The 12968-nt window shown below is 64.6% G+C and carries 13 protein-coding genes; 8 read left to right on the plus strand and 5 right to left on the minus strand.

All coding sequences use genetic code 11. From position 1 onward, the window contains the following. Positions 1 to 78 precede the first annotated feature (78 nt). Positions 79 to 1848 carry a VanW family protein gene (locus tag N0D28_RS12005; RefSeq protein ID WP_260559749.1) on the plus strand — a complete coding sequence of 590 codons (1770 nt, stop codon included), beginning with the start codon at positions 79 to 81 and terminating at the stop codon, positions 1846 to 1848. Between the two features lie 70 nt (positions 1849 to 1918). Here the strand turns inward: N0D28_RS12005 and N0D28_RS12010 are convergent, their stop codons facing one another. From N0D28_RS12010 to N0D28_RS12025, 4 genes are all read right to left on the minus strand, one after another. Next, complete coding sequence (locus N0D28_RS12010; protein ID WP_260559677.1) at positions 1919 to 3178, minus strand: RNA-guided endonuclease InsQ/TnpB family protein; 1260 nt, start codon at positions 3176 to 3178, stop codon at positions 1919 to 1921. Continuing rightward, on the minus strand, positions 3171 to 3578 hold the full coding sequence (gene tnpA, locus N0D28_RS12015; protein WP_260559678.1) for an IS200/IS605 family transposase: 408 nt from the start codon (positions 3576 to 3578) through the stop codon (positions 3171 to 3173). The genes N0D28_RS12010 and tnpA overlap by 8 nt, the downstream gene beginning before the upstream one ends. Before the next feature lie 112 nt (positions 3579 to 3690). Further along, positions 3691 to 4209 (minus strand): GNAT family N-acetyltransferase, encoded by a 519-nt coding sequence (locus N0D28_RS12020; protein WP_260559750.1) that lies wholly within the window; start codon positions 4207 to 4209, stop codon positions 3691 to 3693. Positions 4210 to 4222: 13 nt separating this feature from the next. After that, positions 4223 to 5224, minus strand: coding sequence for a LacI family DNA-binding transcriptional regulator (locus N0D28_RS12025; RefSeq protein ID WP_260559751.1), 1002 nt, complete (start codon positions 5222 to 5224; stop codon positions 4223 to 4225). Positions 5225 to 5407: 183 nt separating this feature from the next. Here N0D28_RS12025 and N0D28_RS12030 point away from each other — a divergent pair, with 183 nt between their 5' ends. The 4 genes from N0D28_RS12030 to N0D28_RS12045 all read left to right on the plus strand — a co-directional run bounded on the left by N0D28_RS12030 (position 5408) and on the right by N0D28_RS12045 (position 8808). Beyond that, positions 5408 to 6070: an SCO family protein gene (locus tag N0D28_RS12030; protein ID WP_260559752.1), complete on the plus strand. Its 663-nt coding sequence runs from the start codon at positions 5408 to 5410 to the stop codon at positions 6068 to 6070. Continuing rightward, positions 6067 to 6918, plus strand: coding sequence for a cytochrome c oxidase assembly protein (locus N0D28_RS12035; protein WP_260559753.1), 852 nt, complete (start codon positions 6067 to 6069; stop codon positions 6916 to 6918). The genes N0D28_RS12030 and N0D28_RS12035 overlap by 4 nt, the downstream gene beginning before the upstream one ends. A gap of 302 nt (positions 6919 to 7220) precedes the next feature. After that, positions 7221 to 7454: a hypothetical protein gene (locus N0D28_RS12040; RefSeq protein WP_260559754.1), complete on the plus strand. Its 234-nt coding sequence runs from the start codon at positions 7221 to 7223 to the stop codon at positions 7452 to 7454. 67 nt (positions 7455 to 7521) lie between these two features. Then, a complete protein-coding gene (locus N0D28_RS12045) occupies positions 7522 to 8808 on the plus strand; it encodes a hypothetical protein (protein WP_260559755.1) in 1287 nt (428 codons plus the stop codon). Positions 8809 to 8874: 66 nt separating this feature from the next. Here the strand turns inward: N0D28_RS12045 and N0D28_RS12050 are convergent, their stop codons facing one another. After that, positions 8875 to 9768 carry an SDR family oxidoreductase gene (locus N0D28_RS12050; RefSeq protein WP_260559756.1) on the minus strand — a complete coding sequence of 298 codons (894 nt, stop codon included), beginning with the start codon at positions 9766 to 9768 and terminating at the stop codon, positions 8875 to 8877. Between the two features lie 132 nt (positions 9769 to 9900). Here N0D28_RS12050 and N0D28_RS12055 point away from each other — a divergent pair, with 132 nt between their 5' ends. Genes N0D28_RS12055 through N0D28_RS12065 form a run of 3 tightly spaced genes read left to right on the plus strand, consistent with a single transcriptional unit; the run spans position 9901 to position 12960 of the window. Beyond that, positions 9901 to 11094 (plus strand): type III polyketide synthase, encoded by a 1194-nt coding sequence (locus tag N0D28_RS12055; RefSeq protein ID WP_260559757.1) that lies wholly within the window; start codon positions 9901 to 9903, stop codon positions 11092 to 11094. Further along, positions 11094 to 11819 carry a class I SAM-dependent methyltransferase gene (locus tag N0D28_RS12060; protein ID WP_260559758.1) on the plus strand — a complete coding sequence of 242 codons (726 nt, stop codon included), beginning with the start codon at positions 11094 to 11096 and terminating at the stop codon, positions 11817 to 11819. Before N0D28_RS12055 ends, N0D28_RS12060 begins: the two co-directional genes overlap by 1 nt. Further along, positions 11812 to 12960 carry an FAD-dependent oxidoreductase gene (locus tag N0D28_RS12065; protein ID WP_260559759.1) on the plus strand — a complete coding sequence of 383 codons (1149 nt, stop codon included), beginning with the start codon at positions 11812 to 11814 and terminating at the stop codon, positions 12958 to 12960. The genes N0D28_RS12060 and N0D28_RS12065 overlap by 8 nt, the downstream gene beginning before the upstream one ends. Positions 12961 to 12968: the final 8 nt, after the last annotated feature.

Raw genomic sequence — 12968 nt, forward strand, 5'->3', positions numbered from 1 at the left:
CCATGGATTGTTTTCCGGTGGACTGCGCGGCGCTCTTCCCAACGGAGAAGAAGTTGAGAACACTATGAGTAGATCAATATGAGTAACGTCAAAGCATGGATTATCGGCGGCGCGGCCATCGCCATCCTGGGCGGCGCACTGGCCCTCGGCGTGGCGGTCAACGAGGGTCGCCTGCCTGCCCAGACACAGGTGGGCGGCGTGGACGTGGGCGGTCTGAATCAGGATGAGGCAGCAGCCAAGGTGCAGACGGCCCTCAAATCGCCCACCATCCGGGTGAGCCTGGCAGCAGCCGATGTGCAGGCCAGCACCACTCCGGCAGCGACCCCAGCGAAGCCCACCGCCACCAATCCCAGGGCCGCCAGCACCCAGAGCTGGACGCTCGACGCGGGCAAGCTCGGCTACAGCGCCGACGTGAGCGGGAGTGTGGCTGCTGCCTTCAGCGCCGCCGACCAGCGCAACCTGATCGAGAAGGTGCAGGACCTGGCCGGACAGCGCAGCGCCCAGAGCTATCCGCTTAAAGTCAGTGTGGATGCCGCCGTCGCCAGCAAGACACTGGCCGCCCTGAGCGCCGATCTCAACACCGCGCCCAAAAGCGGCAAGATCTTCTTCGACAAGACCCGCTACGCCCTGACGCCGGACGTGCCGGGCCAGAAGGTGGATGTGGACGCGGCAGCCCAGGCGTTCGCCGCCGACCCGTCGCAGCGCGATTTGAGCCTGACTGTCGTGCCCTGGACCTCACCCGACAGCGCCGCCAGGTTACAGGCCCAGGTCGACAGGGGCAACGCCCTGCTGCGCCCGCTGACGGTGCAACTCGGAACGAGCCAGCGCAGCGGTGTGCTGAGCGCCTTACAGGTCGCCAACCTGTTCTGGGTGCGGCCCGGCGACCTCGAAATCGACCGGGCTGCCATGAAGCGCAGCCTGAAGACCCTCAGCGGCTACCTCGACAACCCGGCCCAGGACGCCCGCTACGAGCGTCAGGGCAGCAAGCTGGTGCGGGTCAAGGAACAGCCGGGATTGATCATCGATCAGACAGCGGCGCTGCAACTGCTGAGTAAAGCAGTCCTCGATCCCAGCGTCAAAACCCTCAGTCTGCCAAGCAAGGTGGCCCAGCCGACCATCACGGTGGCGGCGCTGCCCGACCCCAACAAACTGACCCTGATCACCACTGGAGTCAGCACCTACTACCACTCCAGCCCTGAGCGGCGCACCAACGTCGCCAACGCTGCCGCCAAGATCGACGGCGCGGTGGTTGCGGCAGGCGGCACCTTCAGCTTCCTCGACACCCTGGGCAGCATCAGCGAGGGCAACGGCTTCGTCGGCGGGCTGATCATCAGCGGCGGGCGCACCGTGGACGGCCTGGGCGGCGGCGTGTGTCAGGTGTCCACCACCACCTTCCGGGCCCTGTATCAGTCAGGTATGCCCATCGTGGAGCGCAACCAGCACTCTTACCGGGTCGGCTACTACGAGCCGCAGGTGGGCTTCGAGGCGGCGGTGTACGATCCCGGCGTCGATCTCAAGATGAAAAACGACACCGGCGGCACGGTGCTGATCCGCACCGTCAACAATGATGCCAAGAGCACTCTGGAGGTGCAGGTCTGGGGCGTGCCGCAAAGCCGCCGCGTGAATGTTTCGGGGGCCACCATCCTCAGCAGCACGCCGCACCCTGCGCCCAAGTTCATCGTCAATCCCAATCTGCCACGTGGCGCGAGCAAGCAGGTGGACTGGGCTGCCAACGGCTACGACCTCTACATCACCCGCACCATCAAAGACGCGTCCGGCGTGCGCAGCGACAAGGTCGAGACCGTCTACAAGCCCTGGCAGGCGGTTTACGAGCGCGGCCCGAGCTGAGGGAAAACGGGCTGGGCGGGTCACTCACTTCGGGGTGGCCCGCTTTTCTATTCGCTGACTCTCCCCAGGCCTAAAGGCCGGGGGTTCTTGAAGTGTTGAGCTTCAAGTGACGCGAAAAGTGCGGCGCGAACCGAACACCCCTCACGGGGGGAGCCATGACCCCGACTACAGGTTTCCCGAAGGAATCCAGATACTTTGCACGGATATTAATCGCACCCACGGCGTCCCTATCGCACACGTAACCGCACTTGCACTTGTACGTCCGGCCTCTCGGCTTATGACGCGCAGCGCACTGCGGGCAGGTTTGCGAGGTGTACGCCTCGTCCATCAGCACGGCCTGCATTCCCAGTCGCTGACTCTTATAGGTAACCATCTGGCGGAACTTGCCAAACGACCACCCGTGCAGCTTCTGGTTCGCTTTCGCGCCGTATTGCATAGATTTGCGGATGTCTCTGATGTCGCCAATAACGACGGTTTGCACGCCCTGGTTGTACAGCGTGGAAACAAGGTGGCTACTCTGCTTGTGCTGAATGTCTCTGATCTGATGATCGATTTGGCGAGTCATGCGCCTCTTGGCACGGATGAGCTTCTTACGACGGCGACTACTGGGTTGCTTTCCGTTCCCCTTTCCGGTTTTGGAAATCTTGGCGTCGAGTTTGGCGATGACCTTGGCCCGGTAGCGCGACTTACTCCGCGCCAAACGCCCGGAGTAGATCGTGGCCTTCTCGCCGTCGTAGACAGTGGCGGTTCGGAGTTCGCCCTGATCGATCGCCGCCACACCGTTTCCCAGCACGTGTCCCGCCTGGGCCTCGTAGACAGCCCGGACCTCGTACCCTCCGGTCTTCTTCCAGCCGATCTCTACCATGTCCGGCAAATCATGCGTCCAAGGAAGAATGACATTCTCGCTGCTTTTTCCGGTAGAGAGGATGAGATGGCTGTCCTTGAGGCGAATCCCCGACGATTTCCAGGTGATCTTGTAGTACCACTTGCGCCGCCGGGGGTACTTGGCCTTCTGATCCCCCTTCTTCTTGCGTTCGTTCGCGCTCTTGATCGACGAATAGAAGTTGCCAACGATAGCGCCGCAGGTGTGGGAGTGGAGCAGCCCATCAGGGTCTTTGGGGCAGAGCGCTTCCATGCCGTACTGCGAAAGGAAGACGGGCTTGCGGCCATTCTTGCCATTTCCGGTCTTGCGGAGAATGCGCCAGTAGGCGACGAGGACCTGCGTATACAACTGACCCGAAGCGTGGGACAACTGGTCTAGAAGTTTGCTCTTGGGCAAGGCGGCTTTGCGGACAAACCGCTGGACATCCCGCCTGGGCTTCTTAGGCATGCTTCTGGTCCTCCACGTACTGCTTCACGATTTCCAGCGGTGCGCCGCCAACGGTAGCGACGAAATAACTGTTCGTCCAGAGGGTCGGAAGCCGCGATTTCAGCCACGGGAACTCTGAGCGCAGCAGGCGACTGGAACGGCCTTTTGCCAGCTTGACGAGCTTATGGATACCAAACTGAGGATCTACCTGCACCAAAAGATGAACATGATCCGGCATGATCTCCAGCGCCATGAGATCGCATTCCATTTCTGTTACCACGTCCGCAAGAATCATTTTCAGGCGTTCATCTACTCCATCCACCAACACTGCACGTCGGTATTTCGGCGTCCAAACAACGTGATAGAGACAGCGGTACACCACATTGGATTTGGATTTGTAGTTGACCTTAAACTCACTCACGAGGGAATTATATAGCATGAATCTAGATAACGCGACAAGCAAAGACAAAGCCCTGCAGACAGTGCAGGGCAACCAACTCACCCCATCCCTAAAGGGAGGGGCTTTGCGTCGCTTATTCGGTCAACTCAGGGCAGTAGCGCTGATCGGCCAGCACCACCGACGTTTCGATCTGCCGCTCCGGGATGGTCCAGAATTTTCTGAGCAGCCGGGTTTTCTCAGTTTCCGAGACCAGTACAAAACCGTGTTTCTGATAAAACCGGATGGCCCAGGCAGCGGCCTGCCAGGTGCCGATCAGGATGGGCTGCCCTTCATCGGCAATCAGGTCCGCGAGCAGCAACGCCCCGATGCCCCGGCTCCGGTGGTCGGTACGGACGTAGGCGTGCCTGATCAGTTTCACCTCGCCTCTGTCCTGTATGCCCATCACGCCGATGACCCCATTGCCCACACCACCGCCGTTATCGACAAAGCAGCGGAACCGGACGCCCTCCGCCATCTGCCCGGCCAGTTCCGATTCGCTCATGTACGGCTCGTGCCAGCGGTCCGCCGGAATGATACCCCGGTACGCCTCGGCAGCGTCGTTGATGACGGCGTGGATCGCCGGGAAATCGTCAGCGACAGCGTCCCTGATCACAGCCCTTCCCTGATCACGAATCTCCGGTACTGGAGCGCAGCACCAGCCTCGGCTCGAAAGTACGGACGCGCGGCGGTCCCCGGTACCCGGAGAGGCGCGCGAGCAGCAAAGTGGCAGCCTCGTAGGCCATCGCCTCGACGGGCTGGTGCAGGGTGCTCAGGCCACGCGCCGCCGCCCAGGGCTGATCGTCGAAACCCAGCACCTTGAGATCGCTTCCCACCGCGATGCCGCGCACCTGGGCCTCATCGAGCAGCGCCCCAGCCAGCAGGTCGGCAGACGCGAAGATGGTCGCCGGGAACTGGGCGGCGTCCAGCACCTGCCCGGCCACCGTGCGCGCGGCATGGGCGTCAAACGAGCTGATGAACTCGCCGCTGACCGTCCGGCCCGCCTCCGCCATCGCCGCATGAAAGCCCGCGCTGCGCTCCTCGAAGACCCGCGAGGTAAAGATCTGATCGAGTTCGGTCTCGACCCAGACGGCGTAGCTGTAGCCCGGCTGCTGGGCCAGGAACTGCCCGGCCATCCGCCCGCCGAGGTGGTTGTCCATCCGGGCGCAGTCCACGCCGTCAGCGTAGGCGTCCACCAGCACCATCGGCTGCTGGTCGCGCAGGCGGTTTTCGCTGAGCATCTGGGTCAGGTTGTAGGTGGCCATCACCAGGCCGTCGGCCTGGTAGGCCAGGGTATGGCTGCCCAGGTAGCGCTCCAGGCGCGAGCGGTCGAGCAGAGGAAAGATCGCCACGTCGTAGCGGGCTTCCTGAAAGGCCGACTCCAGGCCGTCGAGCAGCCGCACATAGAATTCGGTGGTGATGACTGGCAGCAGAATGCTGATGGTGTAGGACTTGCCGCCCGCGATGCGCCGGGCGTGAGGGTTGGGCACGTATTCCAGATCGCGGATGGCGCTCAGCACCGTCTGCCGGGTGCTGTCACGTACGGCGGCATGGTTGTTGAGGACCCGCGAGACGGTACCGACGCCGACGCCCGCCAGCCGCGCCACATCCTGAATGGTCGGTTTGTGCATTGCGCGCAGTCTACCGCGCCGCCGTACCGGGAAGCCGACTGGAAAGATTGCCTGGGGACAAAGGGCCGGGCGCGGACGTTCACAATAGAAGTCTCCCCAGGTGGTCAGCGACAGGCCCCACGAGCAACGGAGGTGTTGCCGAATGCAGTTGTGTACTCCCACTCCGGTTTCCGAGGCGCTGAAATGACCGAGCTTGACCGTACTGATGTTCATCCCGCCTCCGCTGACCCGGCGCTGGGCCGCCCCTGGTATGTCTCGCTGACTTTCGCCCTGATCGCCGTGGCGCTACTGCTCGGCGGGGTGTGGTTCTACGCAAGGCTCAAGACGCCGTTTCCCTTTTTCGGCACTGCCTACACGCCGCCGAAAAGCGCCCCGGTCTTTTCCGGCACCGACCAGAACAACGCCGCCTACACCTTCGCGCCCAATGGCAAGACCACCGCGCTGTTTTTCGGCTTCACCCACTGCCCCAATATCTGCCCGCTGAGCCTGACCTACTTGAACAAACTGCGCGAGCGCCTGCCTGCCGCCGAGCGCCGCGACTTCCAGGTGGTACTCATCAGCGTCGATCCGCAGCGTGACACGCCAGAGCAGCTCAAGTCCTATCTCAGCTTCTTCGGCACGGCCACCGGCGTTCATATTTCCGAACCCGAACTGAAGAAGGTCGCACTCAGCTACGGCGCGGGCTACAACAAAGCCGACATCAGGGGACCGGACGACTACCAGATCAACCACACCACCGCCACTTATCTGATTGACCGGCAAGGCAAAATTCGCCTGATCTGGGACTACACCCAGCTCCCGCAACTCGCACGCCTTCAGGCCGACGTGCAGGAGGTGATGCAGTGAGTCTGCCAGTCAGTAGCGTGCCGGGCAACCTTGATCCCAGTCAGCTCAACCCCAGCCTGGCCGAATTGCTGGCGCTGCGCTTCGACCCGCTGGTGTGGCTGCCGATCCTGGCCGTGGGCGCATGGTATTTCGTGGCCTTCGCACGCAGCCGCCGGGCGCATCCCGGTGTGTGGCCAATCTGGCGGGCGGTGCTGTTCGGCCTGGGCCTGATCGTCACCGTGATCGTGACCCAGAGTCAGGCCATCACGCTGACCCTCAACAGCATGGCGCTCTACATGGGCCGCCTGATGCTGCTGGCCGAATTGGTGCCGCCGCTGGTCGTGCTGGGGTTGCCGGGGCACTTCAAACTCTCCCGCAGCTCTCCCGCCGGGCAGTTCCTCAGTGTGCTGCTCGATCCCTGGGTGGCGCTGGCACTGTGGTTTGCCATTATCATCTTCTGGAACATCCCGGCGGGCTTCAACGCCAGCGTCGTGACCAACACGGCGGGCGCGCTGCTTCCCGCGCTGTACCTGCTGGGCGGCTTGCTGGTCTGGTCGGTCATCTTGCGGCCCCTCCCGAGCATCCAGGGCCGCAGCCTGGGCAACCGGGGCTGGTTCGGGCTGCTCAGCGGGCTGCCGATGATGGCGGTGGCGGCCACCTGGCTCTACAGCCCCACCGTCCTGTACACGCCGTATGTGAGTGCGCTGTGCCTGTGGAACCTGACCCCGCTGCAAAACCAGAGCATCAGTGGCTGGATCATGATGCTGGCGGGCCTGCCGGGCATGGCGCTGGCCCTGGTGCAGCTGATGGGCTGGCTAATCGAGCTGGCCGACAGCGGCACCCAGCAGCCCCCGCCGCCCGCCGCATGAACTGAGATCTGAGCGAACGCTGCCCAGTCTGGAACAGGCCGGGCAGCTGCTGCAAGCGGCCGGACAGCGCAACCCCATCGGCTGGGTGGCCCAACTGCGCTTCGCGGCGCAGGCGGCTTGCCCACCGCCGAGCGGCACCCGGCCCTTGACCCGGATCAGGCCTTACCGTCTGTGGCCGTCTACCCCCTGTCGCCGGGGCTGACCGGGCACCTGATCAGCTGAGCCGCTTCAAGACGTGCTTAGACTTGCAAGAGAGTTGTATGGCGGGCTGGTTCATACTCTCCATGAAGGAGACATAAACCATGAACCACCACGTCATCAGCCCGGCTTCGTTCTCGCGGGTACTGGGTCACCTTGTGAGCTGCGGCGCGCTCTCGGCCCGCGAAGCGGTGCTCTACCGAAACGGCAAAGTGCCAGCAATGTTTCAGTTGACCCTGCCGCACGGCGCGCTGCTGCGGCACAGTCCGCGCGGCTACGTCATCGACGGCGCGGGCAGCTGCGATTTTCAGGCGGACCTGGCCTGGGCCTTGGCCTGAATGCCTGCCTGAGCGCCGCGTCAGCTTCTCTCATGCCAGGTCAGCAAACGTGCCGCAGAGTACGGTTATGCCTTCTACTCCCCTGCAGAGCGCCGCCAGAACCCTGGGTCTCGTCACCGCCCTGGCCCTGGCCGCCAGCGCCCACGCCACCGACCTGCGCATCTACCAGAATTTCGGCGAGGTCCGCACGCCCATCACCGCCAGCGGCAACACCTACCAGGTCGATCTGCCTGACAGCGCCTGGCAGAACCTGATTCCCGGCACCATCGATCTGGAGGGCCTGAGCTACACCCAGGCGGTGCAGACGCGCGGCGTGAGCTGGCTGACCAGCCTGGAAGGCAAACCCGTGACGCTGCGCGAGGGCGACAAGGTCCAGACCGTGACGCTGATCCGCGCCGCCGATCTGCTGATCAAGGACGCCCTCGGACAGTACCGCAACGTCAGCTACAGCCAGCTCAGCTTCCCGATGCTGCCGCCCCTGAATGCCCAGCAACCCGGCCAGAGCCTGATCTACAGTCTGACCAAACCCGGCAAAGGCATGCTCAGCTACCTGACCAACGCCCTGGGCTGGACGCCGCGCTACACCCTGCAAACCTCGGGCAGCTCGGCCTCGCTCTCGGCACTGGCCGAGATCCGCAACACGTCCGATCAGGTTTACAACGTGACGGCCACCGAGCTGTTTGCCGGACAGGTGGACATTCAGAACAACCGCCCGGTGATGTATGAGATGAGCCGCGCGGCAGACGCGATGGCGGCCCCCGCGCCCATGTCGGCCCCCAAGGTCGGTACGCTCGGCACCGTCAACGGCCTCTACCGCTACGGCCTCGACTCGGCCTTCACTTTGCCTGCCAACAGCACCTACACGCTGCCGTTCCTGACGCCCAAACTCAGCAGCTTCGAGCGCTACGCCAGCCTCAGCACCTACTTCAACACCCAGAAGAGTGAAGGCACCCTGAACCGTTCCTACCGCCTCAAGGCCGACCAGAACCTGCCGGGTGGTCAGCTCACGGTGCGCGAGGACGGACGCATCGCCGGGCAGACGACCATCGACGAGACTGCCAAAGGCGAGGCAATCGAGTTCAGCCTGGGCCGCGACCCCGACATCCGCTACACCCGCTCGGTGCAGACGCTGAGCACTGGCAAGAACGGCGGCACCTACAAGGTCACCTATACCTTCACCAGTAGCAAGGACCGCCAGGTACGCGCCGAGGTCAGCGAGCAGGTCGGCGGGCGCAAGGTCAGCATTGACGGCAAGGTGCAGGCCAACCAGAACGTGGCCGAGCTGCGGGTGGACGTGCCCGCCGGGAAGACCGTCACCAGAACCTTCACGGTGGTAATCGACAACTCGCAGTAAGACAGACCAAAGGAGCGGGGCCGGGAACGCTACAGATGCGCCCGGCCCCGCTCTTTCTGTTTCTCCTTACAGGTAGCTCTCCGACAGCGCCCACAGCCGTTTGCCCGCCGCGTCGTCGAGGGCCTGGGCAGCAGGCTGAATGACCCGCTCCCTGGCGAAGTACAGGCCCGACTGCCCCTCGACCTCCGGGCTGGACGCCAGGTAGATACTGGTCTGCGCGCCCTGCTCGTCGGTGAGGCTCAGCGGCGCGGCCAGGCTGGAGAGGCGCGACACCAGGCCGCTGTTGTTCTGGTTAAAACCCGAGGCCACCATGCCGGGGTGCAGGGCGTTGGCAGTGACGCTGCTCTCGCGCTCGCGGTAGGCCAGTTCGCGGGTAAACAGGATATTGGCGAGCTTGCTCTGTCCGTAGGCGGCCCAGGCACTGTAACCAGTCTTGAACTCGGGGTCCTGCCAGCGCATCTTGCCGAAGGCGTGGGCGGCGCTCGACACACTGACGATCCGCCCCCGACTTTCGCGCAGCAGCGGCAGCAACCCACGGGTCACGATGAAGTAGGCCAGGTGGTTGAGCGCCCAGGTCAGCTCGATGCCCTCCCGGCTTTCCTGGCGCTTGTTGTAGATGGCCCCGGCGTTGTTGACCAGCACGTCGAGCTTCCCGACCCGCTCGGCGAACTCGCGGGCCACCCTGTCGGCCTCGCCGCGCATGCTGAGGTCGGCCAGCAGATGACCCGCCGCGCCGATCTCGCGCTCCACGGCGGCAGTTTTTTCGGGGTTGCGCCCCACGATCCACACCTCGGCTCCCTGCTGAACCAGATCGGCGGCGGTGGCCTTGCCGATGCCGCCCGTCGCGCCGGTCACCAGCACCGTCTTGCCCTGCATCTGGCTCTGCCGGGGAATGGGGCGGCTGTACTCACGGCTCTGTTCAGAGGAAGTCTCGGGGGAAAGAGTTTGAGGAGAAGTCATGTCACTCATGGTACGGCCTCGGCGGCAGCGCGGCGGCCCATCCCTTGAATGACGTCTGCCAGATAAAGAACGACCCAAAGAAATTGCACCAAAGTTGATAGTTGAAGTCAGGGCGGGTGTTTATCCTGCGCTATGCCGGTTTACGCACACTCGATTGCCACTGCCGTTCCTGAGAACGTCTACCTCCAGAGCGAGTTGCGAGACATGGTCAAGGCGCAGCCGCAACTCAACCGCCTCTCGCAGCGCCTGGTCAGCATGATCTACAACGCCTCGGCGATTGATCAGCGCCACAGCAGCATCGGCGAGCTGCGCCGGACTCCCGAGGACGGGGTGGGCACCTTCTACGATCCGGTGTCCCGCCAGTTGCTGTTTTCCAGCACCGGAGTCCGCAACAACTTCTACGCCGAGGCCGCGCCCAAGCTCTTTATCGAGGCCGGGCGACGGGCGCTGGCGGGCTGCCCCGACCTGACACCCGGCGACGTGACCCACGTGATCACCGTGTCATGTACCGGCTTCTACGCGCCCGGGCCAGACTACGACGTGGTGCGCGGCCTGAACCTGTCACCGCAGACGCAGCGCTTCCACGTGGGCTTCATGGGCTGCTACGCGGCGTTTCCGGCCCTGAAGATGGCGAAGGCGTTTTGTGAGGCCGACCCGGACGCAGTGGTGCTGGTCATCGCCGCCGAGCTGTGCTCGATTCATATGCGGGTCAACAACGACCCCGACACCCTGATCGCTTCCAGCTTGTTTGCCGACGGAGCAGGGGCGGCCATCGTCAGCGCCCGGCCCTCGCTCGGCAGCGCCCACACCCTGCGGCTGGACGCTTTCGAGACCACCCTGACCCCGGTGGGCGTGGGTGAGGCCGACATGGCCTGGAAGATCGGTGACGAGGGCTTCGAGATGGTGCTGAGTACCTACGTGCCCAACATTATCGAGGCGCATATCGTGGGCGCGCTGACGCCGCTGCTGGAGAGCGAGCCGGAGCTGTCAGGAACGCCGCACCGCTCCATCGAGCGCTGGGCCATTCACCCCGGAGGCCGCAGCATTCTCGACAAGGTGCAGACCAGCCTCGACCTGACCGACGAGCAGCTCGCACCCTCGCGGGAAGTGCTGCGGCTGTACGGCAACATGAGCAGCGCCACCGTGCTGTTTATCCTCAAAGACCTGCTGGAAAGTGCCGCTGACGGCGAGCGCGTCTGCGCGATGGCCTTCGGCCCCGGCCTGACCGTCGAGACCGGGCTGATGACCCGTTGCCCGGTGGCCGCTGAGAAGGGAAGCCAGGCGAAAAAACCAGGCGAGCTGCAACTGGCTGCCGGACTGCGTTGATGCTGGGCTTTGGTCAGCGCCTGCTCGGCGCGCAGGAAAAGATGGACGACCTGGCCTGCGACCCTCGGCAACTGGAGCGCACCTACCACCACTTCGGTCTGGTCAACGACGTGCTGTCGGGCTGGCGCAGCGTGTACCTGCGGCGGATTCGCCCGCACCTGTCGGCCACTCGGCCCAGCCGTCTGCTCGACATCGGCTGCGGCGGCGGCGACGTGCCGATCCGGCTGGCCCAGTGGGCGGCCCGCGACAGACTGCGCCTGGACATCACGGCCATCGACGCCGACGCTCGGGCGATTCGCTACGCCTCAGTGCGTCCCCTCCCCAGTGGCGCAGAGGGTCATCTCCACTTCCGGCAGGCCATGAGCGGTGACCTGGTGCGCGAGGGAAGCCAGCCCTTCGACTTCATCACGTCCAACCATCTACTGCACCACCTCAGCGCCGCCGAGCTGCAAGCACTGCTGGACGACTGCCAGCACCTCTGTGTCGGCACAGTCATCCACAACGACATCGGGCGCAGCGCCCTGGCCTATGCCCTGTTCGGGCTGGGCACCTGGCCGCTGTTCCGGGAGTCGTTTATCCATGACGACGGGCTGCTCTCGATTCGCCGCAGCTTCAGCAAACCCGAGCTGGCCGCGCTCGCGCCGCCGGGCTGGCGGGTGAGATCGCTGATACCGTTTCGCAATCTGCTGATCTACCGCGCCCCAGGAAAGCGCCCGGATGCTTGACATCCTGATCGTGGGCGGCGGCCCGGTGGGGCTGTTTCTGGGCTGCCTGCTGGCCCAGCGCGGCCTCAGTATTCAAATTCTGGAGCGCCGGGCCGCCCCCAGTCTCCACTCGCGGGCAGTGGGCCTGCACCCGCCCGCACTGGAGCTGTTCGAGCGCATCGGCGCGGCGCACTCGGCAGTGCAGGCGGGCGTCCTGGTTCGCAGCGGCGTGCTGCGGGGGCCGGGCGGCGTCGTCGGGGAGCTGAGCTTCGCGGGCGTCTCGGCGCGCTACCCTTTCGTGCTGGTGCTGCCGCAGCACGACACCGAGAAGCTGCTGGAAGCCCGGCTGAATGAACTGGCCCCTCACTCGCTCCGGCGCGGCGTCTCGGTGCAGTCGCTGACCCAGAAGAAGGAAAGTGTCGCCGTCACCGCGCTGGAAGACGGAGCCGAGACAACTTTTCAGGCCCGCTTGGTGGTGGGGGCCGACGGGCGCAGAAGCCTGATTCGCTCGCTGCTGAACATTGCCTTCCAGGGCCACACCTACCCCGACACCTACCTGATGGGCGACTTTCCCGACACCACCGCTTACGGGTCGCAGGCCCTGCTGCACCTGGGACCGGGAGGCATCGTCGAGTCGTTTCCGCTGCCGGGCCAGCGGCGGCGCTGGGTGGCCTATACCAGCGAACTGCGCCCCGACGCCAGTGCCGCTGACCTGAGCGCCCTGCTGGCCGAACGCACCGGCCTGCATGTGCCCGCTCAGGAGTGCTCGATGCTCAGCGCCTTCGAAACCCGGCGGCACGTTGCACAGACGATGGTGCGGGCCCGCGCCGTACTGATTGGGGACGCCGCCCATGAGGTCAGCCCCATCGGCGGGCAGGGGATGAACCTCGGCTGGCTGGACGCCGCCGCGCTCACACCTCTCCTGGAGCAGGCGGTACAGCAACCAGCCTTCGATCCGCGCCCATTCGAGCAGTTCAGTGCCGCTCGGCTGCGGGCAGCCCGCCGGGCGGCGCAGCAGGCCGAGATCAACATGTGGCTGGGCCGTCCGCTGACCCCGCTGCTCATTCCCGCCAGAGAAGCGCTGATGCGCGGCGCGCTGAACCCGGTCAGTGCGCCGAAGCTGGCCAACCTGTTCACCATGCGCTGGTCACTGCCCGCGTGAACGCTTCT

Source organism: Deinococcus rubellus (assembly GCF_025244745.1).
Classification (GTDB): domain Bacteria; phylum Deinococcota; class Deinococci; order Deinococcales; family Deinococcaceae; genus Deinococcus; species Deinococcus rubellus.